The following is a 22,910-nucleotide window of genomic DNA, read 5'->3' as shown; positions in this document are numbered from 1 at the left end:
GCCGGGTCCTCGGTCCCGTTGGCTGGGTGGTTGAGGCGTACCTGCCTGGGCGAGCGACCACTCAGCCAGCGACATTCCAATACCAGCGGGCGGGCGCACAGCCAGTAGAAGCGGACGCCCGCCCGCTGTTCCACCTCGAGATCGGAGCGCAGTGGACACGCCCGTAATCCCGCTGGATCGGCCAAGTGTCGATCCAGCGATCCAGACGCATTACTCGAGCCGCTGGGACGAGGCCGACCGGCTGAGTTCCACTGTCAAGGGCCGCCTGGAACAGGCCCGGCTCTACGACTTCCTCGGCCAGTGGTTCCCACCGGCTCCCGCGCGCGTCGCCGACATCGGCGGCGGTCCCGGCGTGCATGCCAGCTGGCTCAAGGACCAGGGCCACGACGTCGTGCTGCTCGATCCAGTCCAGCGTCACGTCGACCAGGCCAACGCCGCAGGCATCACAGCTGAGCTTGGTGATGGTCGCCGGTTGCCGTGGGCGAACGAGTCATTCGATGCGGTGCTCATGGCGGGGCCGCTGTACCACCTGCCCGAAGCCAGCGATCGCCGGTTGGCGCTTCGTGAGGCGCTCCGAGTGTTGCGACCAGGCGGCGTGCTGGCCGCGGTGGCGATCAACCGGGCCGCCAACCTGATCGGCTCAACGCTCGCCAATACGCTCTTGACGCGCCACGGCATCGTGCGCGACATCCTGGAAACCGGCCACAGCGCCAACAACGAGCGGATGGCGCACTGCTACTACCACCGCGAAAGCGAGCTACGCAGCGAACTCGTGAGCGCTGGTCTCCGGCCGGTCAACATCTTCGGTCTGACCGGCCCGGGCGGTTGGCTCACGGTCATGATCGACGCCCATTTCAAAGGTCAGCCCTACACCGACAAACTGGCTGAGCACGACCCACTCGACACAGCCCTGGAGTGCTCGCGGCTGGCCGACCGCATGCCGGAACTGGTGGCGGCAAGCTCGTTGTTTCTGGCTGTCGGTCAAAAGGGCTGAGCCGTGGTGTCCCGCGGCACGGCCGGTGAGCCTTCAGCCCAGCTGACCGTGCAGTTCGACGTACTCCACTTCAGCGCGCAGCACCTTCGACAACACGGCATCGGCGCTCGGCAGCGGATGCAGTGGGAACTTCGCCCCGTCCCACCGCAGCCGGCCATCCAGGGTCGTCGACGGCGGGATGACCACGGGCGCACCGGGCTCGATGTACTCGACGCCGGTCGCCAGTGGCCCGAGGTCCATGTCTGGCTGCCGCGTGCACGTGATCCAGTCGCCATCCGGCAGCTGCATCGTCGGCGGCCAAACGCTGGGACGCTCCTGCTCGTACAGCCGTTTGCCATACGCGCCAGCGATCCGCGGCAGGCGCCAGATCGCCACAGCCGGGCACGACGTGATTGCCAGGTTCGGCGGCTCGTCGACGTCCCAGACGGCACGGGCTGCATCGACATCGGTGATCCAGTCGCCGTCCGGCGCGCCGGTAATGGTTGCCGTCTGCACCGGAATCCCGCGCTCCACGCAGGCGAGAGCTGTATCCAACAAGGCGTTCTTGCGTCGAATCATGTGACCGCTCGTCCTCCCGTTTTCACGGGACATCATTGCTGCGCTACCGCGCGGCTTGTCAATCCGGACGCTCAGCAGATCGCTGAGAATCCAACCAAGTGAGGAGCCGTATATGTCCCAAGTCGAACAGATGAAGATGCAGCTGCACGGGCTGGCCGACCAGTCGCGTCAAGGTGCCGCCAGCTTGGCGGGGTTCAAGCAGCGCTTCGAGCAGTCCAGCCAGCAGGTGCAAATGCTGATCCGCGGCACGGCGACACGGGCTGACCAGGACATCGCGACCATGCTCGACGCCGCCGCCAAGTCGGTGGACCAAGCCGTCCAGTCGCTGCAGATCGCCGAGGCCGGTTGCCGCACCTACGCCGACCAGATTTAGCCGGCCGAGGCAGCGCACATGCCCTCCGAGCTGCAGCGGGTTGCCGAGCAGCTGCTCGCCTGCCTGAACGAGGCCCCTCGGGCGGTCGGCTACCTGCATGACCGAGCCAGGAAGTGTCGCGAAGCCGCGGCGTGGATCGGCAGCCAGAGCAACAACCCGAGCGCCCGCATGGCCGCCATGCAACTCGACGACGCAGCGCGACGTTGCGAGGAAGCCGCTCACTACCTGTCCCTCGCCGAAGCTCGGGCGAAGCAGTGGGTCGAGCAGATGGTGAGTGGTATCCGAACTGCCGAGCCAAGCGGCGGTTCGACCGGCGAACGACCACTCGGCCCAGGTGGCAGCGCCCGGCCCGCGGATCGCCGGCAGGACGATAAAGGGGATGAGCCGGAACCGAGGAAGGCGGGTGATGAGACGAGCCCGGAGCGAGCATCGCCGGGGCGACGGATCAGCGACGAAGAAGGGCACCGGTTACAGCAGAAGCTTCCGCGCCGGGAAGAGTCTGAGCTCACTCAGCCAAAGACCCGCGGCATATGGGTTGATGAAAACGGCAACGAAGAGGAGCTGGTCAGCGGCCAACACGATGAGTGGTTTCAGAAAGCGACGGACTTCCTACGGGAGCGAGGTATTCCGCCGAGGAACGATGGTAGCATCACCACGCCGTCGCACGTGGAAACCAAATTCGCTATGCGAATGCGAGTTCAAGGACTAAAACACGAGACCATCATGGTCAACAAGTTGCCTTGCCCCGGCAAGTGGGGTTGTCGCGCACTCATTGGCCTAATCCTTCCACCAGGATCGACATTGACTATATTCGGTCCTGACGGATTCAAGAAGACCTATCCACAGCCAGCATCAGAACGGGAGCAGTCATGAGCAGGGTGGAAGCGTTCTTCCGACACGAGCACGACGACAATCCAATCGTGCTTACGAACGCAAGTGATGCCGATGCGTTGGTCGACGCGCTGCTGAGCGAGTCGTTCGACTACTCCGTTGCCACCCTGTACGCCGACGGCCGTCCGCTCATGGCCGGGTTGCCTGATCACGAGATGCGCATAGCCGTCAACGCAAAGGCTGACATTGGCGGTATCCGGTACGCCGGCGGTGACGACCAGGACGTGACGTATGTGCCCGGAACCGTCAGCCAGCGAGACGAGATGTTCTATGTCTACGCAACGCATGGCGAAGCGTGGCCGCAGGATTCCGAGGTCAGCATCGAGCAGGTTCGTCAAGCGGTGCGAGAGTTCGTCGAGGGCAACGGGGCTCGGCCTGAGTCGTTCGAATGGCGGCAGTGGCCAGAGGGTGTGCGCTGAGCACCTGTCATGACGGCCTTCTGGGAACGAGCGCCCCGCACACCAGGTGACGGGGCACCCGTCCCGCGTGAGGCCTCTGGGGGGATAAGGCTGCCCACGCGATGGGGGGTGCTTCCACGCTACGCGTCGACGCGACGCCCTGTCTCCGACTCAGCCGTTTGAACCGCACGCATCGTTATCCGCTGACGGCCACGGAGTTATCCACAGGCTTGCGGACGGTCATTGCGGTTGGTGCATCTCGGCGGCCATCCTGGTGGAGCGCGCTCGGCACGCCACCTTCACCAGCCGGCCGTCTGCGGCCAACAACGAGCTTGCGGGCCAGGTGTGAAGGAAGGGCACCGAGCGTGCTTCTCACCTCAAGGCAAGTCGGATGCCGCGTCGAAAGGGGCCCGTATGGAAGGTCTGCAGGCGCGGTCTCGAATGATCCAGTTGACGGTCGGCTTGGTAAACACTAATTCTCTCGAGCCAGAACGGCTTACGTCTCCGGCCGAGCTGAGCAAGTTCTTCACGGGGCACGGCGAGCCAGCCGCAACGGTCACTTGGCGTGATGTCACCGAGGTCAAGCTCGTACGCGAACGGATACGCCCGATCTTCAACGCTAGCGCCGCCGAGGCGGCGGGCATCATCAACGGGTTGCTTGCCCAGTATGCAACAGTGCCCTACCTGTCCGAGGGAGGCGTAGGGGCTTGGCACCTCCACACGTTTCAGCCTGACGCCGCTCTAGCGGATCGGCTTGCCGCGAGCTGCGCACTCGCTCTCGCAGGATTCGCCACCGAGCACGGTTTCGGAGCTATTGCCACTTGCGCTGCGCCCAACTGCGAAAGAGTCTTCGTCAATGCAGCTCGGAACCGACCGCGCCGCTTCTGTAGCCCGCCATGTTCAACCCGTACCCGTGTAGCATCATATCGAGCACGTCAGCGCAGATGATCTCTTTGCCGTAAGCCCTCGCATCTCTATGAACCATCTAAGGAACACCTCCGCCTTCAGTTCGCCGCGTCGAACGCAGCTCGGATCGCGTTTGGGACCCGACCGCGGCCGTTCACCTCGTGGCCGTTGGCTCGAGCCCATTCCTTGACTGTGCGGGCGTCCGCGCCGACCGATATTTTCCGAACACGCGTGCCACGAGGCGTTGTAACTCGCCGTCCGGCAGCGAGGTATGGCGAGAGAGCTTTGCGCAGTGCGGTCGCGTTCTTCTGAGTTAGGTCAATCTCGTAAGTCTGCCCATCGAGTGCGAAAGTAATCGTATCGCCCTTGCCGGGTGATATACGAGAGCCATCGAGATCGTCAGTGAGAACTACCTCGAATCTCCGAGACATGGAGTCACCTTCCTCAACTAGGTCCATGCATCCAGCCGACTTAGGACTCACCTTAGCAAGCGACCCCGCGTAGCTTGGGAAACACACATGACGTGAGGTTCCGGAGTCAGGGCAGTAGAAGGTCCAACAGCCGGCCGCCGCCGCCCAAGGGTTGAAGCACGCGAGCGATATCGCTGCGGAATACGTCCGGCTCAACCGTCTTCATCCATGGAGGAGGAGTATCAGATCCCCTCGCACTGATCGAGCTAACGCAGCTTGCTGCACCGCAGCTACAGGTAAACGACCACGGCTTCTCGAACGAGAAGTCCAGATAGTTGCAAGTTATCTCCTCCCCTGCCACCACATCTCGCGACAGACATCCAAACTCCTCGTTGACGCAGACCGCAGAACTGGAGCAGGAGTGATTGAAGAGATGTGCGCCCCCGCACGGAACAAGGACTGCCCCATGGTCAAGGCCAATACCGAACTCGTCATACCAACGAGACACCGCATCGGGATACAACGTCAAGTCAACTCGAGACAGTTCCACGCAATTGTCACAGCGCCGCCAAACGATGGTTCCGCGAGGGAGACTAGCGACCGCAAAGATACCCACGCCGTTGACATCACTGATTCCCGGACTCGCCGCAGGGTGCAGCATTGTCAGATCCCCAGAATATCAACTACTTGGGTCTCGATTGCTGCAGCCTGGCGAGGGGTTGACGCATAAACCAGATAACGCCACTTTCCATCGAGCCATCTTGTGTTGACCGTCAGGATCGCACCGTTGGCATTCGCGCCTCGCGTGGGACCCAGACCCTCATCTTCGAGGAGCTTGCATGCTTCAGAAAACGAGAGATCATTCCGGCCCGGACGCACGTCGGCCCGCCAATGCATGCAGGCCGAATCCTGCATCAAGTCGGAGACGAGCTCGTGCAGATAAGTCCCTCCTGTACGTCGGACATTCGCCTCGGTGACATAATATTCTCCATCTACCAACCCACCATCGAGGTCGAAGACACCTCTGAAACCAGAACGCCAAAGGAAACCGCCAAGCTTGTCCGCCGCCAGCCATAGCGGCGCTACATCAGAGACTCCATCGAACGGGGTAACCATTCCCGTCCAGGCATTATTCACGGAACGCTGGCCGCAGCTGTACAGCCGCCTTGGCCCGGACTCGTCCACCACCAGCTCCATGCTCGGCAGTGACTCGAAGTCCAGGAATTCCTCAAATATCCAGCCTTCCTCGCGACAACCATCCTCGGTCGAGAGAAGTCCTTCAAGAGCCGCCGATACATCCGCCTTGAATTCTTGACCAACTACAACATTGCCCCATCCATTCGATGATCGATTGCGCTTGACTATTACATTCTCGTGGTCTCGCAGGAAGTCTTGCACGGATCCAATTAGGGACGGGACGGTTTGCGCGTGACCGCCGTCAGCCACCTTCAATCCCAGATTGGTTGCCACGTCGCGGAACCCACGCTTAGTGTTGAGCGCCCTGATCAGATCAACAACACGCTTGCCTGGCACAGATTGATAGCCAGATACGCCCATTCGATGGTCGACCGAAAATCTCAACATCCTTTCGTCGAGGACAAAAGGCATAAGCTCATCATGGTTCGTGACTCGAGAAGCCACTCCGAAGTCATTGACAAGATCGAGTACGTGCCCCGTGTACAGCTCGGCCGGCTGCACGACATCCACGTCTGCCAAACTCATATCCCGCACCGATTCCACATAGGCGCGGAACTCATCGTCGTATGGAGCAGTGAGAACAACGCAATCACCCGGACGCGCTATCCAGAGCTTGCGCGGCGTGACAGAGGCCATAGCAGCTCGATAAGGAGCTATCGGACATTCGGCCATCACGTCGTTCAGTACGTTCGCAACCAGCGCTCTACTCACGTCAAGTCACCTCCGTCTAGCGCGCACATAGAAAGACAGCATGCCCAGAGTGAAGCCAGATAACCTCAGCCGAGGAGAAGCCCGCATCGTGCAGCCAGGTCAGATTCGACGCAACGCTCGCCGGCTTATCAATCGGATCCGGTTCGGTCAGCGAGAAATAGTTCCAGTCGTCCTCGACGAAGGCTCTATGGGCTCCCCACTGCTGAGGATCAGCAGCCGAGGCCCTCGCTACGCATCGATCCCAACTCCATGCGGCTAAAGTGCGTGCCCGCTCGCCGACCGGCTCGATTAGATCCTCAAGGAAGAGGAACCCACCATCGAGCAATGAAGCACACACTCGGGCGTATAGCTTTCGCTTCTCGCTGTGATCGAGATGGTGGATCGCCAAGAAGCTGTAGACAAGGTCATAAGATCCTGGCCGGATCTCGACATCTTCAATTGAGCTATGCACGAAGGTCAGACCACCATAACGCTCAGGCAGCCTCGCCCTCGCTGCTTCGATCATCGCCGCGGAAGCATCGACGAGAGTCACGCCCGCGACATCTGGAATCGCTGCCAACAATGAAGCCGCTACGCGGCCGTCGCCGCACCCCAACTCGAGAACTTTGCCGGGCGACTCGGCACGAGCCACCTCAACTAACAGATCGATCTGCTCCTGGCGACGAGGAACGAACGAGTCGGCATACTTGAGATACGTCTGCGTGTCACCGTCGGCCCATCCGGACAGGTCTTCATTCATGAGCCACACTGACTTCCTGAGCGTCAATTGGTTGTCGTCGGAAAATAGAACTCGCGACGGAATGTGTTAATCACATCATCGTCGCGTAGGTCGTCGGCTGCTACACGCCAGAACACATCTATCAGGAGGCTGTATTCGATGGCCGCCCACAGATCCTCTAATCTAAACTCAGGTCCTTCGATGCGAACCAGCCTCAAATCGAAGAAGCCGCGATACTTGTTTGCACCTAGCGCCAGTGGATCGAAGAATAGAGCAGGCCCAGGGATGCGAATCGTATGCCTCACACCGGCTTGTATGTGCCCACCGTGCCGAGCATCGGACCAGGTAGCGATGTCGGGCATCAAGGGAGGGTAATAGTAGTGACGTGATTGCGGCACCGCCGCAAAGTTGCCGGGAACGAAATGCCAGCGATTATACTGCATCCGGTTCGATACCCGATACATTGCTTTCGCCAACTCGGCCTCGTCGGCCGCACTCTTGAGGCGTTCACTCGGCAGACAGCAACAAAAGAACTCATTTCTCGTCGTGGATACCGACTCATCTAGGGCAGACCGGCTCCTGAACTTCCGGAGCGACCTTGGACCGCTGGTCATTCCATAGTCAGCGCCGATCGCCTCTATTGCGCCGGTCACCGCCGTCACGAAGTACTTCTCGATCGCACTGCTATCAGCGTGTCGCCGGAACTGCTCGATGGCGTCCCTAGCGACAGACCGCGCTCTCGCGGGTCGATCCTGACCATGTGGATGACCATTCCCGGTTGTGACGAGGGGCCCGATGCCATCTAGAGATATAGCCCGTTGTCGCTTATTCAGAGTTAGGCCGTTGATTCTCCGATAGAAGAGGTATCCACGTCCATGTAGCTCTTCGCGATGAGCCCTCGCCGAGTTCGCCCATACATACGCCGATTCGATCGTCGGAGGAACCACATCTCGCCCTAGAAGGACGGAGTTTCGCGCGACCGCTTCGTATATAGCTCTCAGTACGGATGTCGCTGTGAACTGCTTTCCATTGAACTCCTCAAACATGATTGATCCACCCGCGGCGAAGAGGAGGGACAGTCCCGCAACCAACGTGATCTCTCTAGCAGTCCAGTCGACCAGGTCACGGTCGAGAAGCCCACGCAGCTCCGTAAGCGCGAGATGCTCACTGGAGCCGTCCACCTTCGACCAGAGTTCCTCATCGAAGTAGACGGAGATCGACTCAACGTGCTGAATGTGATCCGCGACATCATGGATACGGCGGGAAAGTCGGCCCTCAGCCTCTTCTGACGCCAACCATTGGTAGAGCAGGGAAACATGGGCGGCCTCTAGCTGGCCCGCTTCGCGAGACGTCTCTAGAGCTTGCTCGATCAAGTAGGGGTCGAGCGCGATCCATCCGATACCTTCGATACCTTCGAGCCCGTCACTTTCAAGCGTGAGGCGGAGTTTGCCGGCTGGATCTTGGCCAACGTAGACCGCTGTGTTGCGTTCCAATGATCGCGGACCCAGCGGCCTCAAGGTGGCGCCCGGATGCATGAGTACGGCGTCCAGAAGGGCGCACTCCAAGCTGCTAAGAGATGATCGGGCATCAACCCATGGGACCCTCCGACCGGCGGTAAGAAGTTGAATCAATGCCTCTACGCCAGGCCCAGGCATCATCAAACTGTCACGTACCTCGCGGAGCAAGTCAGCATGCGAGCCATTGGCTGCGATCGTGAACGATTCGCTGCTCGTTTTCGCGCCATCTGCCGCATTATTCATGCTCGCACATCCGTCCATCTACTCGGGTCCTGCGGCGTATCATGGTCTCCATTCGGAGACGGACGAAGCATAAGAATGCTCGACTCATTTGATCGGCCGATCAGCCGTCCCAATGCGTCGAAGACGCGGGCCGGACGCTTAGCTGCGAAACCAATAGCCGAACGGGTCCTCGAGGCGTGATCGGAAACCAGCAGAATCGGCCATCGCCATTGCCTCTCTGATACCTTGGCCGACCCGCGATGGGTCATGAGCGTCGCTGCCGAAGCTGACGCGCGCTCCCCCGCTGTCGGCCCACCATCTCAGAATCGTCTCGTGCAACGGCATAACGGTGTTTATTTCGAGGACACGGTCGGTCGCCGACAGCTTCTCAAGGACTTCGCGAAAGTTGTCTTCGAAGTCGTCGATATTGAATGGCTCATCCGCCGGCCAATCGCGAAGGGGGTAGTCGATGTGCGCGAGCACCTCAAACTGGTCCGACGATTCGACCATGCGTGCGAGGTCTACTAGGTACTCAGATAGGACGCTGGCTCCGGAGGAGATCGCTGCCGCATCGCCAACCATGTGGCTGGCTCCATCCCGTTTAATCGAGTGTGACGACGCCAGAACTCTGTCGAATCCTCCATCAGCGCGGAGTTCGGCTACCTCGCTCACGTGCCAGGTTGGCTCGCCGATCTCGACGCCGGACAGGATGCGCAGATCCGGAAACAGATGTCGGCACTTCTCGATGGCCGCCAGATAGCTCTCGGTGTCCAACCTAGGCGGAGTCAACGTGCGTTCAGGAGAGACCATCTCGCGGTATCGCGGCGAGAGGCGCTCATAGACCTTGTCCGTGATGTGCCACGGCGTGAAGTCGGCGTGCTCGGTGAACGCGAGCCCGCGTAGTCCAATCCGAAGCGCCTGTCGGCACGACCCCTCCATATCACCGCTCGCCGCGTCCCACGACCACTGCGTGTGAACGTGAGCATCGACTGCCAGCTGCCCCTCCTCCATGCCCCCTCCATCCATGACGTGTAGCACTACGCGTCCTCTGCTCCGGCCCACGACGCGACCACTCTCCTCAGTGCATCGGCGACGCATCCAGGGGATTCCAGCCACGGGAAGTGGCCGGCTCGCTCTATCTCGATGAGCTCCACCGTTCGCAGGAGCGAGCACGTAGCACGCGTCGACTCGATCGGCAGGGGACTCCCTGCTCCGTGCAGGACAACAACGGGCGATGTGATCCCAGGCAACTGCCGCTCGAGAGTATGGAGGCGCAAGTGGTGCCTCATCGAGTCCATCGAATGCCGATAGCTGGGAACCGATAGCGCCAGCCCTGCCGGCATCTGGAGATCTTCCCGATATCTCGCTGCGTAGGTCGGCCAGAACAGCCTCATCGACTCAAGCGCCTCGGCCTCCGTCGCGCCGCCCCGCAACGCCGCCTCGTCGAGCAGGTTTGCACGGACAGCAGTGCGCCTCGGCAGTCTGCGTGTCATCTCGGCGGAGATGCCGGCCTCGCCCCCATCGCCAACAGCGCCGAATGGCTCGATGAGCACGAGGCCCGAAACCTGCTCCGGATACTTCGCGCAGACATGCATCGCCAGGTGGCCGCCCCAACTGTGCCCAACCAAGACGACCGGTCCACCGTCGCCGACAACACTCACAACCGCTCTCGCATCCTCGACGTGAGTCTCGATGTCGAACGGACCGGCGCTCAAGGATGGGAGGGGACCTCTTTGTGTGTACGACGTCAGGCGAAAACCACCAAACTCGCCGACTACCAAATGACCGTAATCCGACAGGCCGGGACCGCCGTGCAAAAACACAGCCGGGAGACCCTCTCCGCAAGACCAACCGACGAGAGTCGCGCCCGATGTCGCTACTTTGACCTCGTCCACGCGCACTCGGCCTCTCGGGTCGGATGTTTCACCATGGTCACACCAATCCCATCAGCACTTAGCGGTCAACGGCTACAATCGTCGTCGGAACGGAAAGCGCCGCATTCCCACGATCTATATAGCGCTGTTGCGCAGTATCAAGCCCCATTAGCCCGAGCGTCAACGGCGCAAAGGCAATACCCTCCCGCACATTTTCACGCAGCCCGGTCCACAAATGGCCGCCATGCCGTTCGTAGGCACGAGTTAGCCTGTCGACGGTTCCCGCCGGGAATTTGCGCGAACACTCAATGAACTCGGTGCCAGGGTCACCGATCTCCGCGTCCGACCAGTCGAGTAATCCCGTAATATGTCCAGTGTCATCGACCAAGGTATGCCCGGGGTGCAAGTCACCATGAATGAGAACGGTGCTTTGCGGCCACCAGGCATCGCATTCCAGCCAGCGGCGTCCACGGTCCAGCCATGACTCGTGCATCTTCAGTTCGTGGCGACCACGCTCGAGCCGGTCAGCAAACGAGCGCTTTACGTCGTCGGGACTGCGCACAGGGATACCTATTGCGGCGACCGACGCGGTCGGTACGCGGTGGAGCGCGGCCATGGTCGCCGCGAGATCGTCGATATACGCCTCCGGCGGATTTGACTGGTCGATTGCCCATGTCAACAGTCCTGTTTGCGGATCTTCAGCGGCCGCAAGCCGTCCTGACAACCTCGGATAGGCCACCAAGAACTCATTGGCGACCCGCCAATCGGGAACAGGTATCCGAATATAGTCACGTACGAGATCCAAGAGTCGCCGCTCCGCGGGTACGCGCTCGGCCACTTCCACGCGGCGCGGGAACCTCAGAATCCAATTTTGACCGGACATGTCGGAACAATGATAGACAACAAAATCGGACCCGCTATCATCGCGTCGAAGACTCGAAGCGTCGACATCCAGCCCGGAATCTGACGCCGTCTTAAGCACCGCGCCGGGAGATGATGGGACTAATTGTGCGTTCGTCATAATATCAACTATATACCAATTCGTTGTGTCAGAGTGATTCTCGATTGGCGCACAGCTCGACCAATTTCATGCCGATAAGCCAGTTCACAAAGTCCGCACCTGCTTTCTCGACACAGAGCGGCTCTGTCGTACCTGAGCAGAACCATTCGACTACTTCAGCCGCTGTCGGCTCGACAGCCACGGTCGACCCGCAAGAGGCCACGACAATGCGGCTTTCGTCTCGCATCCAGTAGGCCGGCGCCGACGATTCGCGCACTACGTGGAAGTCACCGACGTTCGGTCGCTCTGCGTCTCGCAATGGGTCTTGCTGCGGCACGACCATGCCCGCGGTCGAGACCATCGCTAGCGCTCGAACCCGACTTGGGACGCGAGCCTCCGAGAACGAGATGTACTCGTCGAGCCACCCTCGCTCCACGTCGCCGTCAGGGCCGACGCCCACTGGCAACCGGCTCAACCCGTCGCCCCGCTCACTATAGATCGCCACATTCAGGGATATGCATGGAGAAATCGCGTCGGCGATATGCCACGTCCAGGGCGACCACTCGATGAACTGGCGGGAGCCTACAGTGCATTTAAACGCCGCGTCCCTGACTTCATCCAGGGAAACACCATCGAGGTACTCCTCCGGGCGATCCATTGAGTCGTACGACTTCGCCTCAGGCTCGACATTTAGGGAGGAGCTCAACTCCGGCTCCCAGAAATAGAAGGTCTTCTCTCCTCCCAGCACAGTGTGCAGGTTCGAACAAACCTCACGGTGGATGCCGCCCGGGGTAGAGCGGTAGCGCCCCGCGAACACTTCACACTCAACCAAGCCAGTCGGAAGGCCAACGTCGACCATCCGGCGCCCATAGTCTTCACATACTGCACGAACTACAGCAGGACTCACCGCGTGGACATTCTGTGCATATACCAAAGTGTCGTCGTCGGCGGCCTCGCACAGACTCTCGACATCGTCGAAATTCCCAACGAGGTCCAGCCCCGCACCTTCATCTAGGATTCGCCCGCCAACGACCACGCGCAGTTGACGTGCGTCGCACTCCGTTCTGATGGCGTCCCACACGACCAGGGGAGAGAGGCGAGAGGTCTCGGGCCGGGTCTCGACGTGCGCCATTCGCCTTACCATGGCGAGGGCTCAATGTATTGGTGACGTCCACCGAGTGGCGATTCAACGATCCAGGCATCCTGCATTCTCTCGATCATGCCTACATCGATTGGCACTTTCCCTCGTCCGCCGGGGATGTCCAGCATGTACTGCGGTAGACACAGCCCTGATACGTTCCCCCGAAGCTGACGCATAAGCGCCTGCCCTTCCTCAATCGGGACCCGAAAGTGGCCAGTTCCGGAAGCGAGATCAAGCTGATGAAGATAGTAGGGTCTGACACGGTTCCGGACCAGCTCTCGAAACAATGACTCAAGCTGCTCGGCCGTATCATTCACGCCTCGCAGAAGCACCGTCTGACTTAGCAAAGGTATGCCGCACCGATTCATCATCGCCAAGGCCTCTTTCGCCTCTCCGCTCAATTCCTCGGCGGAATTTACGTGGATGACGACCCAGACCGGAGTGTTGCGCACAAGCGCGTCACAGAACTCCTTGGTAACATGTTCCGGAGCGACCACCGGCACTCTTGTGTGTATGCGCAGATTCTGGACATGCTCAATACGTTCAAGTTCGGCGAGGATGTAATTCAATCGTTTGGGCGACAAGATGCCGGGGTCGCCACCAGTGAGAATCACCTCCCAGATGCCAGGTTGGGATCTTATGTAGTCGAAAGCACGCCCGAGCGCCTCGCGAGACAGCAGCCCAGTGTCCTGACCGACCACCTCGCGTCTGAAGCAGAACCGGCAATACACGGGGCACACCAGTAGCGGCATCAGCAACGCCCGGTCGGGATATCGATGGGTCATCCCAGGAACTGGGCTATGCGATGAGTCGCCGATCGGATCGGAAAGCTCCGACGGGTGGTGAACGAGTTCGAGCTCGGTGGGAACGAATTGCCGGCTGACCGATGTGCCGTCTTCAGCAAGCATCGCTGCCTGCATCGCGGGTGATATTGCGACCGAGTACTTCGCGGCAACTTGCTCGAGGTGATTGGCAGAGGACGCCGGCACCAGGTTCGCTTGCATTAGTTGCTCGACAGTCGAGATGCGATTCCTACGGGTAGTCACGAGTCCACCGAGCTCCTCGATGTCGAGTCGGCAAAGATCATTGGCTTGGTAGCCAGCGCAATGCCATTGGCTGATCTCTGCCCCGTCACGCCTCTGGGCATGCAGGTATAGCCAGTAGTTCTGGCTTTGATGGTAGTGACAATTCTTTATCTGGCCACCCAAGCATCATGGGGCCCATCTGCTCCGGTCAATGATCTTTGGGGGCAAACTGAGTCCCCCAACCACCGACCCGGGGCTGTGCGAGCCACCGAATGTGGCCTCGTTCGGCTCCACGCTCGAGCTCAGGGCAACATCAAGAGCTTGGCGCGCTGTCTGCCCGGCGTTGCCAACATCGACGACACCGAGGACGAACGCGACCACGGCATCGCCAAAGAGTCTCGACTCGTCATGCTCGCACGCGACCATGTCCTCTTCCTGTACGCGAGAGCGCAGGAGGAAGCCATCGAGCATGGCTTGCAGTGTGAGACCGAGCCGCTCGATCGTCCACCCGCGACGTAGCGACAGGCCGAGTACCTCGAGGATGCGCGCGTAGCCGTCGCACCAGGGTGCTAGGGCTCGATGCATGTCATCCAGGATGGCCTGTTTCAAGCGCGGGTGCTGGTTGAGCAATGGTCCGATATGCAGCAAGAGAAACGAGCGCGGATACGACAGCAGGCTCGATAACATATCGTCGCTGAAGCGGGCAATCGCGTCTGCAGCGCTATCCGCCTCGACCAGCTGCGACATCTCGGCTAGTTGCAACGCCGGGTCGGCATTCGGCGCATCGCGATAGAGCATGGTATGGATGACCGCGTCATTGACGAAGTCTTCCTTACTCTTCCATCGATTGTGGAACGCCTTGCGGCTCGCCCCTTCTGGCTGGGCCGTCTGCGCGATCCTGATGACATCCTCGATGCGCAGCCACTCGAGCGTTGCTGGAAAGTCAATTGCATTCAGCCGGCGCGGTCTCTGATCTGAAGAAGTGACGAACATTGCGTCGATAAGTTTGGCTGCCGCGTCGAGAAAATGCTTCGCGCTAACGTCATCATTCGTGGCTGGCGGTCGCGGCGTCATCGTTTCCCTCGCGCCGCTGGCTTGGTTCTCACTGTGCACGGCTGCCATCTAGTGCGCGGGCTGACGATCCCAACGGTCTGATCAGCAAGGATGCTGAGTTGGAGCCTGGCAGCTGGCGTGGGAGCACTAGACACGGAGTACGACATCCTGGCCTTCCTCCCACATAGAGGGTGAGGGGTACTCCCATCAGGATGGAAGGGTGAAGGTCACAGGTCCATACCGCATCGGGCTAGAGCCGCCGTTGCTGCACTCACCCGACGGGTGAGTCGTACCGTGTCGGTTGCACACTAGCTCTCTATATTCACATTCCCCAGGTGCCGCCTCACATCTGAGGCGATCTGGTTACGTCTACTCATGCCGTATTTGGCCGAGATGCTCTTCAGATGTGTCTTAACTGTATTGACGCTGGTCGGACTCAGTTCGTCGGCGATCTCCTGATTGCTCAGTCCGTCGGCAACCAGCAAGGCAATCGTTTGTTCGGCGGGTGTCAAGCTCATGAAGCGCTGCGTCGGCCGATCATCGGCGGTCAGCGTCAACTCGACCAGCTCGGCCTGAATACGGCGACAATCCAGAATTACATCCTGCAAGACGGCCCGAAGGCCGCCTAGCGCTTCGCTGTCGTCATTGACTGCATCCTCGACCTTGCGTCGGACCTCTCCCACCTGCTCAACCAGATACTCGACGATGTGGTCAGATGTGAGAAAAGTGCTCTGAAGCTCCTCGCTAATATTCAAGCGCAGGTCGGAGAGGGCGTCCCGGTCTTCCCGCTCGCGCATGAGCACTCGGGCGACGATGTCCGTGAGCCACTCCAACGCGGATACAGCGTCGTTGTTGTATGTGCCGGCCGCATAACTCTGCATCGACAGCATGCCGAATACCTCCTCCCCATCACTGCTGGGTCGTAGCATCGGCACGGCGACCGCGTCCTCGGAGACTTTGCGGACGTCCCCGAAAGAAACACCTTTGCTGAGCAGGGCTCCACGATCCATCGAGTAGCGATAGGTCTTCTTATTGACGAGCAGCCACGCTGTCAGGCCATGTTGCCCAAACGTATGAGAGTCGCTGTCATCGTGGAGGTGGCCGTCAAAGCTGTAGGGAAACCGGACTCGGTTTCCGCCATGCAGCAAGCCAACGTAAAAGGAGTCCACGGTAGTGATCTTGGACATCACGACACGGACATAGTCGTACATCGCGTAGTGGTTTCGGCCCATCCGGCCAGAAATCTTGGCGTATGCCTCGTAGAGGATTACTGCTACCTGCGGACTGACATTAAGTCGGGCGGTCATCCGGTTGGCTCACCAACCCTAAGAGCAGCCCAGAGCCGCACCAGCCCTGGCTGCCGGGCCAGTTCTTGCTCTCAACTCCTCACCAAGCCGTCTGAACAACCCCAGCCAACAAACAACGTCACCCATAGAAAGCTCCCCCCGGCACCTGAGCGACTGTCACCGCAGGTGCCCAATCGACCTCTATTTGTAGCACCGCTCACTGGCTGTGACCAGTGCCTGATGCAAAAACTTGTCTAGACCATGCCAAATCGGGGACTAGTCCTGCTGCCAGCCAGCCAATCGCAGCAGCGCGTCGGCGGTGAACTCACTTTCGCCGTGCGCGATGGCATGGCCATATCGCTCGATGTAGAGGGCGACGTAACGTTTCACATACGCAACCTGACGCCGCCTCGCCTCGATCGCAGCGTCTAGCTTCTCCTGACTCAACGCCGGCTCAGTCGCGTCATACGGCCAGGCCTTCAATCGCTCGACTCGCAGGATCTCGGCGCGCAGGGCGTACACATGTGCCCAGAGGCGCGACAACAACTCCTGATGTTCGGCGCTCTCCTTGCTGCTGACATCGCCCTTCGTGATGACCGGCGTGTCGCCTGACGGCTCAAGCCTCGGTGGCGCGTCGCGTCCTCGCGGCACATAGTTCTGGGAGTCCTGATGCAGCTGCCACGCGAGCTGCCGCAGGATCTTCGGCTCGATCCGCTTGCGCAGGTGGTCAGCGTCGTAGCCAGCATCGCGCGCTGCCTGTTCGCGGCGTTCGCTGATGTTCTTGCCCCGAGTGCCAGGGGCCAGGCCGAACAACACCCGTGCAGCCTCACCGAGGACGTCGTCTGGGTAGTGGACGAGTAGCCGGCGTAGCAGCCCATCCAACGCCTTTATGCGGCTTAGTCGCGCCCGTGGATCAATCGAGCGGGCGTGCACACCTCGCAGACCAAGAAGCCGTTCATCCTCGAGGTCGGGATCAAGCGGCAAGCCTGCACGCAGGACGGGACGCAATGCCTTGACGAGCTCAGGCATGTCGGGCGGTAGCCGCTGCGTGGTCACAGAGCCTCCTTGCCATCGAGCCACTGACGGCAGCCCACGCCCAGGATTTGCCCACTCCGCGACCGTGTAGATGCCCAAGATCAGGTGCGCTAATCGTAGTGCCCGCAAGACGGCGGTTCGGAGTGATCGCGCTAGCAGATCCAGACGACGCGACAGCAGCGGGACGGCGCACCGCAGCGGTGCACTGCACGGACCGAGACACGCTGCAGGACCAGACGAGCTCTCGCGAAGGTCCGCGGCACGCAGCTCACGCTCGGTCAGGCGTGACCCGGATGCAGGACTCCGGGCCACGTCGTCCATCACCCATGTCCATTGGAGGACGTATGTCTCAGGAAGTTGCGCGCTGGTTCGCCAACGCCGAAGTCAAGCAGCATAGCAACGAGCTGGCTCGTATCGACCGGAAGGAGGAGAAGGCCGCCGCCGAAGTCGGCGCGATCACCCGCACTACCGAGCGCGCCATGATGGCCGGCTTGCTCATCACGCGCACTCGCAATATGGCGGAGCAGGTCGCACCGGACGCTGCTGAGAAGTTGGCGTTGATGGACATCGCCAGCACCGGCGCGCTCATGAACGTCATCTCGAACGTCAGCAAGGGGCGCTAGGCGATGGCCGAGTTCATCCTGTTCATGTTCTGGGTCGCCGTGGCTGCGCTCGCCGCGGTCGGGGCAGTCCAGACATGGAGTTGGCTCAGCACGGATGAGCGCCAATGCGAGCTCGCTGAACGTGAGCGTCAGGCCGAGTTGGAGATCCAAACATCTCGTACCAGGCGCAGATGGCCATGCTCAACGAAGCGATCAAGCGGGCGCGCCCTGGCTTCCAGCCCGGTCAGCAGGCGCGCTCCGACCTGATCGAGGGCGAGGTTGTCGCCTCGCCCGACGACGACAGCACCCAGCCGTCGTGAACAACGACCCGCAGCGGTGGTTAGACCGCCTCGTCAGCGCCTGTGTCAGTGTCCTCATGGGCGCGCTGGCGCTGTACGGAGCGGTCTGGCTGCTGAGCCAGGTCTGGACGGAACTGCTGGTCGTCGTCGTGTTGGTCGTGGCCGCGGTTGTCGCCGTGGCGGTGTGGCGTTTTCGGCAGTCGCGTTGGTAAAGAAGTCTGCTCCGCACATTCGGAGCGGACTTTTTGATGCTCATTAACCCTATCCAGCATGTTCGCGTCGGTGCTGTGGAATGCACATTTTCTATTGGCGGTTGCCTTAAAGCAACGTATAACTAAATACGGAAACCTGTTGCTTTGAAGCAACGATTAAGTCAGAAAGGAGGGTGAGCATGCCAAGAAAATATCGAAAGAAGGGACGGCCGATTGGCAAGGATCGCCGATTCTCAATCCGCTCCGAGCTACGGAAGCAGCCAGATATACAGAAGATCGCCAAGGCCGTCGTTGCCCTTGCGATCGCCCAGGCAGAAGCGGAGGCGGAGAAGCAAACCGAAGCCGCACAGACATCAAAGCAGGAACGAGCGCAGGACGGAGGGCCACCGGATGCGTAGTCCTCGTCCTCAGATGAACTGGGCTCGGTTGTTCTTGCCGCCCGGCCTGAACGTCGAGCAGGTCGTCAGCACGCTCAGCACCATGGCCACGCTCTACGGCGCGCCGCGCATTGTCCTGGAGACGGCCGGCGTCGCCGGTGAAGTTCAGTGGTGGATCGCATCTCCAGCGTCTGCACTTCGCGTTCTCCAAGCGCAGATCGCCACCCACCTTCACGGTGCCAGGTTGGTGTCAACGGAGCGAGCCCGAACCGCCCGGGTCGGGCACGCCGCGCGATTGGCGATCCACGGCAACGCGGCGCGGGCGATTAACCTCCAGCGAGCCGAGTCGACGTCACGGGACATCCTGAGCGTCCTGTCGAAGACCGGGAAGGGCGAGGAGCTTGTTCTGCAGTTCGTCCTCGGCGACCGGCTCCGTCCAACTGCTCCCGTCGTTCCCCTCAAGAGTCCCGCCGGAGCTGCCGAGCGTCGACGCCTTCTTGCCGAGAAGACGTCGGTGCACGGCTTCGGCTGCACGATACGGATCGGCGTGACCGCGACCTCCATCAGCCGCTCACGGCAGCTCATCGGCTCATTGCTCTCCGCGCTTCGTACGGCCGAGTCGCCCCAGGTGTCGATACGGCTCAAGCACGAGCGTGCCTCGGCGATCGAGGGGCTTCGCTCTCCATGGATCTGGCCGCTACAGCTGTCGATTCGTGAGTTGGCGTGCATCGTCGGCTGGCCCATCGGTGACCCTCCGTTTGCTGGCCTTCCAGCGCTCCATCCGCGTCCACTCCCCGCACCGGCGGCGGTAGCGCGGGTTGGACGGGTTGTCGGCGACAGCAGTGCCCCGGGTTCACAGCGAGCCTTGGCGCTGTCCGTCGACGACAGCCTGCGGCACCTACTCGTGCTGGGACCGACCGGCACCGGCAAGTCAACCCTGATCGCCAATCTGGCGATCCAGGACATGGCGGCTGGTCGAGCGGTCGTTGTCATCGACCCCAAACAATCGCTGGTCGAAGACCTGCTCTGGCGCATTCCGGCGAAGCGTCGGCGTGACGTGGTTCTGCTCGATGCCACCGACAAGGCACCGATCGGGATCAATCCGCTCGTCGGTGCTCAGCCAGAACTTGCGGCGGACACGCTGGTTCACCTGATCCACGAGCTGTACGCCGACAACTGGGGGCCGCGCACCCAGGACATCCTGCACGCCAGCCTGCTCAGTCTGGCCCGACGCGGCGACGCCTCGCTGCTCCATGTCCCGCTGCTGCTAACCAACGCGGGCTTCCGCCGCTCGGTCACCGCTCAACTCATCAAGCGCGATCCCATGGGACTGGGCAGCTTCTGGGCCTGGTACGAGTCCATCTCCGAGGCCGAGCGCCAGAGCGTCATCGCGCCCGTCATGAACAAGCTGCGCTCCGTGCTCCTGCGCCCCGGGCTCCGCGCCGTCCTCGGACAAGTCTCGCCGCGGTTCGACATGAGCGACGTCTTCACCAAACAGCGGATCTTGCTCGTCAGCCTCAACAAGGGACAGCTCGGCCCGGACGGTGCCAAGCTCCTCGGATCGCTCGTCGTCAATCTGCTCTGGCAAGCAGCCACACGCCGCGTTGCCGGCGGGAACGCTCAGCCCGCCATGATCTTCATCGACGAGGTACAGGACTACCTGCGTATCCCCGGCGATCTCGGCGACGCACTGGCCACCGCTCGCGGCTACCACCTGGCCTATCTCTTAGCGACACAGCATCTCGGCCAGTTACCACCGTCGCTGAGAAGCGCCGCCCTGGCCAACGCACGTTCCAAAGTCATGTTTCAGCTCAGCCACGAGGACGCCGTCGTTATGGCGCGCGGCAGCGAGCTGGTGCCGGAAGACTTCACGTCGCTCGGCCGCTACCAGACCTACGTCTCTCTGCTATCACGCGGAGCGCCAACCACGTGGGCGTCCGTCCGGACCCGCCCGCTACCAGATCCAACCGGCGCGCCCGAGGCCATCCGCCAACACTCGCGCCAGCAGTACGGACAGCCGCTCAGCGAGGTGGAGGCAGGCTGGGCAAACCTCGCCGGGCAATCCGAACCGACAAGCGAACCGCTCGGCCGGATCATGACGGAGGACAGCGAATGACCTCCGACAATTCACCTCGCTCACTCCTATCAGGGATTCCGGTCGATCTACCGATCGCGTCGTCGAACGCACCCACGAACCCGCAGGTCAGCGGCATATCTGACGCATTCTCGAGGACGAATAGTCCGCCGTCTCCGACTCCGAACAGTTCACGGCAGCGTCGCTTCATCGGGCCGCGCCAGCTCGACCGACTGCGCAACTCCCTCAGCCCACGTGATCACGCCGTACTCGAAATTGTCGCCGCACATCGCTACCTCACTACTCGCCAGATACAGAGCTTCTGCTTCCACGATCACGCCAGCGTCGCGGCCGGTGCACGAACAGCAAGCCGCGTACTCCGCCGACTCGCAGACCACGGCCTTCTGAAAGCACTCGAACGACGCGTCGGCGGTGTCCGCGCAGGCTCCGCCAGCCACATCTGGCAACTTGGCACGGTCGGCTACCGACTCCTGCGCGCTGACGGCAAGCTGAAGCGGACCCATGAGCCGTCACCACGCTTCCTCGCTCACTGCCTTGCAGTTGCCGACACTCACCTGATGCTTCTGCGAGCACAACGCCAAGGCATATTCCGGCGCGTCGATGTGCATTGCGAGCCCGAGTCGTGGCGGAGCTTCACCGGACTGGGTGGTGAGCGTCGTGTCCTCCAGCCCGACCTATTCGCCTCGACCACCCAACCCCGCTACGTCGACCGATGGTTCATCGAGGTCGATCTCGGCACCGAGAGCCTTCCGACGCTGCTCGGCAAATGCGCCGTATATGAGGCGTACCGCAAGACCGGCATCGAGCAGTCTGGCGCTGGCGTCTTCCCACTGGTGATCTGGCAGTTGCCGTCACAGCGACGCCTCGACACGCTCGCCAGCGCCATCGCTCGCAGTGCGAACCTGCTCCCAGAACTGTTCCGCTTCACGGTGCCCGATGACCTGGTCTCAGTGGTGACCGGAGGCACGACATGACCCGTCCTCCTCGAAACACCATCCTGGTCGGCGACGCCTTGGAGCAGCTGCGACAGCTCCCCAGTGAATCCGTCGACATGGTGCTGACGTCACCGCCGTACTACAACCTGCGCAACTACCAGGTAGGCGGACAACTGGGACAGGAAGCGAACATCGACGAGTGGGTCAGCAACCTCACCGCGGTTGCCGCCGAAGTCCGCCGAGTCCTGACGCCGACTGGCACCTTCTGGCTCAACGTCGCCGACCGCTACTCCATTCACGACCGGGAAGGCTCACCGAAGAAGAGTCTGCTCCTGGGGCCTGCGCGACTGTCCACCGTGCTCGCCGAGTCCGGCTGGCTGGTGCGCAACCAGATCATCTGGAGCAAGACCAATCCGATGCCGAGCAGCGTCCCGGACCGGCTGACCAACACCTACGAGGTCGTGTATCTGCTCACCAAGCAACGCAGCTACTTCTTCGACCTGGATGCCATCCGCGTGCCGCATCGCAGCAAGGCCACTACGCCACAGGCTTCAGCGAAGGACGTCATTCCGAGGGAATGGCGGGCACGGACGACCGACAACATCCGCGGGCTCGTGTCGCTCAAGCAGCGTGGCATCGTCGGACATCCGCTCGGCAAGAACCCTGGCGATGTGTGGCGACTGCCGACCAGCACCTACCGCGGCGCACACTTCGCCACCTTTCCGGAGCGCTTAGCCGAACGGGCGATCCTGGCCGGTAGTACGGAAGCACGGTGCTCCCAGTGCCTGAAGCCGCACCGTCGTGCGACGCGACGGCTCGGTGCGACCGCCATCCGGGGCGCACTCCTGGCGACGTGTGCGTGTGACGCACCGAGCGAACCGGCCATTGTGCTCGACCCGTTTATAGGCTCAGGCACCACCGCGCTCGCCGCTGAGAAGCACGGCAGGGACTGGGTCGGCATCGAGCTCAACCCAGACTTCGCCCAACTGGCGAACGAACGCATCAACACGGCGAGAGCATCCCCGGAGAGCAAGGCCGCATAGCGGCCAGCTCTCCCAACAACCAAACCAACTAACACGAA

Annotated in this window: 26 protein-coding genes; 12 read left to right on the top strand and 14 right to left on the bottom strand. The window is 61.3% G+C overall.

What is annotated here, in order from left to right:
• Nucleotides 1–151: 151 nt before the first annotated feature.
• Nucleotides 152–994 (top strand): methyltransferase domain-containing protein, encoded by an 843-nt coding sequence (locus AB0E69_RS23485; protein WP_360149659.1) that lies wholly within the window; start codon nt 152–154, stop codon nt 992–994.
• Nucleotides 995–1,027: 33 nt separating this feature from the next.
• Here AB0E69_RS23485 and AB0E69_RS23480 read toward each other — a convergent pair whose 3' ends face one another.
• Nucleotides 1,028–1,552 (bottom strand): hypothetical protein, encoded by a 525-nt coding sequence (locus AB0E69_RS23480; protein WP_360149657.1) that lies wholly within the window; start codon nt 1,550–1,552, stop codon nt 1,028–1,030.
• Between the two features lie 112 nt (nt 1,553–1,664).
• Between AB0E69_RS23480 and AB0E69_RS23475 the strand changes: the two genes are divergently transcribed.
• From AB0E69_RS23475 to AB0E69_RS23460, 4 genes are all read left to right on the top strand, one after another.
• On the top strand, nt 1,665–1,925 hold the full coding sequence (locus AB0E69_RS23475) for a hypothetical protein (RefSeq protein WP_360149654.1): 261 nt from the start codon (nt 1,665–1,667) through the stop codon (nt 1,923–1,925).
• 18 nt (nt 1,926–1,943) lie between these two features.
• The gene (locus AB0E69_RS23470; RefSeq protein WP_360149651.1) at nt 1,944–2,798 is read left to right on the top strand and encodes a DddA-like double-stranded DNA deaminase toxin; all 855 of its coding nucleotides are present in this window, start codon (nt 1,944–1,946) and stop codon (nt 2,796–2,798) included.
• Entirely contained in the window at nt 2,795–3,235 is a 441-nt protein-coding gene (locus AB0E69_RS23465; protein WP_360149648.1) for an Imm1 family immunity protein, read from the top strand. The genes AB0E69_RS23470 and AB0E69_RS23465 overlap by 4 nt, the downstream gene beginning before the upstream one ends.
• A 393-nt stretch (nt 3,236–3,628) precedes the next feature.
• On the top strand, nt 3,629–4,162 hold the full coding sequence (locus tag AB0E69_RS23460) for a CGNR zinc finger domain-containing protein (RefSeq protein ID WP_360149645.1): 534 nt from the start codon (nt 3,629–3,631) through the stop codon (nt 4,160–4,162).
• 56 nt (nt 4,163–4,218) lie between these two features.
• Here the strand turns inward: AB0E69_RS23460 and AB0E69_RS23455 are convergent, their stop codons facing one another.
• From AB0E69_RS23455 to AB0E69_RS23395, 13 genes are all read right to left on the bottom strand, one after another.
• Nucleotides 4,219–4,551, bottom strand: coding sequence for an Lsr2 family protein (locus AB0E69_RS23455; RefSeq protein WP_360150095.1), 333 nt, complete (start codon nt 4,549–4,551; stop codon nt 4,219–4,221).
• A gap of 106 nt (nt 4,552–4,657) precedes the next feature.
• Nucleotides 4,658–5,191, bottom strand: a complete 534-nt coding sequence (locus tag AB0E69_RS23450; RefSeq protein ID WP_360149642.1) for an SET domain-containing protein-lysine N-methyltransferase — start codon at nt 5,189–5,191, stop codon at nt 4,658–4,660.
• A 2-nt stretch (nt 5,192–5,193) separates the two neighbouring features.
• Nucleotides 5,194–6,438 (bottom strand): hypothetical protein, encoded by a 1,245-nt coding sequence (locus AB0E69_RS23445; protein ID WP_360149639.1) that lies wholly within the window; start codon nt 6,436–6,438, stop codon nt 5,194–5,196.
• A gap of 16 nt (nt 6,439–6,454) precedes the next feature.
• Nucleotides 6,455–7,177 carry a class I SAM-dependent methyltransferase gene (locus AB0E69_RS23440; protein WP_360149636.1) on the bottom strand — a complete coding sequence of 241 codons (723 nt, stop codon included), beginning with the start codon at nt 7,175–7,177 and terminating at the stop codon, nt 6,455–6,457.
• Nucleotides 7,178–7,200: 23 nt separating this feature from the next.
• Nucleotides 7,201–8,649 (bottom strand): hypothetical protein, encoded by a 1,449-nt coding sequence (locus tag AB0E69_RS23435; RefSeq protein WP_360149633.1) that lies wholly within the window; start codon nt 8,647–8,649, stop codon nt 7,201–7,203.
• A 405-nt stretch (nt 8,650–9,054) separates the two neighbouring features.
• Entirely contained in the window at nt 9,055–9,906 is an 852-nt protein-coding gene (locus AB0E69_RS23430; RefSeq protein ID WP_360149630.1) for a PHP domain-containing protein, read from the bottom strand.
• Between the two features lie 26 nt (nt 9,907–9,932).
• Nucleotides 9,933–10,718, bottom strand: coding sequence for an alpha/beta hydrolase (locus AB0E69_RS23425; protein ID WP_360150092.1), 786 nt, complete (start codon nt 10,716–10,718; stop codon nt 9,933–9,935).
• Nucleotides 10,719–10,848: 130 nt separating this feature from the next.
• Nucleotides 10,849–11,790, bottom strand: a complete 942-nt coding sequence (locus AB0E69_RS23420; RefSeq protein WP_360149627.1) for a macrolide 2'-phosphotransferase — start codon at nt 11,788–11,790, stop codon at nt 10,849–10,851.
• Nucleotides 11,791–11,818: 28 nt separating this feature from the next.
• Nucleotides 11,819–12,901 carry a hypothetical protein gene (locus AB0E69_RS23415; RefSeq protein WP_360149624.1) on the bottom strand — a complete coding sequence of 361 codons (1,083 nt, stop codon included), beginning with the start codon at nt 12,899–12,901 and terminating at the stop codon, nt 11,819–11,821.
• Between the two features lie 5 nt (nt 12,902–12,906).
• Entirely contained in the window at nt 12,907–13,956 is a 1,050-nt protein-coding gene (locus AB0E69_RS23410; protein ID WP_360149621.1) for a lysine-2,3-aminomutase-like protein, read from the bottom strand.
• Nucleotides 13,957–14,121: 165 nt separating this feature from the next.
• On the bottom strand, nt 14,122–15,048 hold the full coding sequence (locus AB0E69_RS23405) for a hypothetical protein (RefSeq protein WP_360149619.1): 927 nt from the start codon (nt 15,046–15,048) through the stop codon (nt 14,122–14,124).
• Nucleotides 15,049–15,296: 248 nt separating this feature from the next.
• Nucleotides 15,297–16,295 (bottom strand): helix-turn-helix transcriptional regulator, encoded by a 999-nt coding sequence (locus AB0E69_RS23400; RefSeq protein WP_360149616.1) that lies wholly within the window; start codon nt 16,293–16,295, stop codon nt 15,297–15,299.
• Between the two features lie 255 nt (nt 16,296–16,550).
• The gene (locus AB0E69_RS23395; protein ID WP_360149614.1) at nt 16,551–17,330 is read right to left on the bottom strand and encodes a hypothetical protein; all 780 of its coding nucleotides are present in this window, start codon (nt 17,328–17,330) and stop codon (nt 16,551–16,553) included.
• Nucleotides 17,331–17,653: 323 nt separating this feature from the next.
• Here AB0E69_RS23395 and AB0E69_RS23390 point away from each other — a divergent pair, with 323 nt between their 5' ends.
• From AB0E69_RS23390 to AB0E69_RS23360, 7 genes are all read left to right on the top strand, one after another.
• On the top strand, nt 17,654–17,932 hold the full coding sequence (locus tag AB0E69_RS23390) for a hypothetical protein (protein ID WP_360149612.1): 279 nt from the start codon (nt 17,654–17,656) through the stop codon (nt 17,930–17,932).
• A gap of 170 nt (nt 17,933–18,102) precedes the next feature.
• A complete protein-coding gene (locus AB0E69_RS23385; RefSeq protein WP_360149609.1) occupies nt 18,103–18,231 on the top strand; it encodes a hypothetical protein in 129 nt (42 codons plus the stop codon).
• Nucleotides 18,228–18,422 (top strand): hypothetical protein, encoded by a 195-nt coding sequence (locus AB0E69_RS23380; protein ID WP_360149607.1) that lies wholly within the window; start codon nt 18,228–18,230, stop codon nt 18,420–18,422. The genes AB0E69_RS23385 and AB0E69_RS23380 overlap by 4 nt, the downstream gene beginning before the upstream one ends.
• 179 nt (nt 18,423–18,601) lie before the next feature.
• Nucleotides 18,602–18,820: a hypothetical protein gene (locus tag AB0E69_RS23375; protein ID WP_360149605.1), complete on the top strand. Its 219-nt coding sequence runs from the start codon at nt 18,602–18,604 to the stop codon at nt 18,818–18,820.
• 13 nt (nt 18,821–18,833) lie between these two features.
• Complete coding sequence (locus AB0E69_RS23370) at nt 18,834–20,915, top strand: DUF87 domain-containing protein (protein ID WP_360149603.1); 2,082 nt, start codon at nt 18,834–18,836, stop codon at nt 20,913–20,915.
• Nucleotides 20,912–21,868, top strand: a complete 957-nt coding sequence (locus AB0E69_RS23365; protein ID WP_360149600.1) for a replication-relaxation family protein — start codon at nt 20,912–20,914, stop codon at nt 21,866–21,868. The genes AB0E69_RS23370 and AB0E69_RS23365 overlap by 4 nt, the downstream gene beginning before the upstream one ends.
• Entirely contained in the window at nt 21,865–22,872 is a 1,008-nt protein-coding gene (locus tag AB0E69_RS23360; protein ID WP_360149597.1) for a site-specific DNA-methyltransferase, read from the top strand. Before AB0E69_RS23365 ends, AB0E69_RS23360 begins: the two co-directional genes overlap by 4 nt.
• Nucleotides 22,873–22,910: the final 38 nt, after the last annotated feature.

It is taken from the genome of Kribbella sp. NPDC026611 (assembly GCF_040638345.1).
In the GTDB taxonomy this organism is placed as follows: domain Bacteria; phylum Actinomycetota; class Actinomycetes; order Propionibacteriales; family Kribbellaceae; genus Kribbella.
The sequence above is the reverse complement of the archived record's forward strand: the minus strand, read 5'-3'. Positions and strand labels throughout refer to the sequence as shown.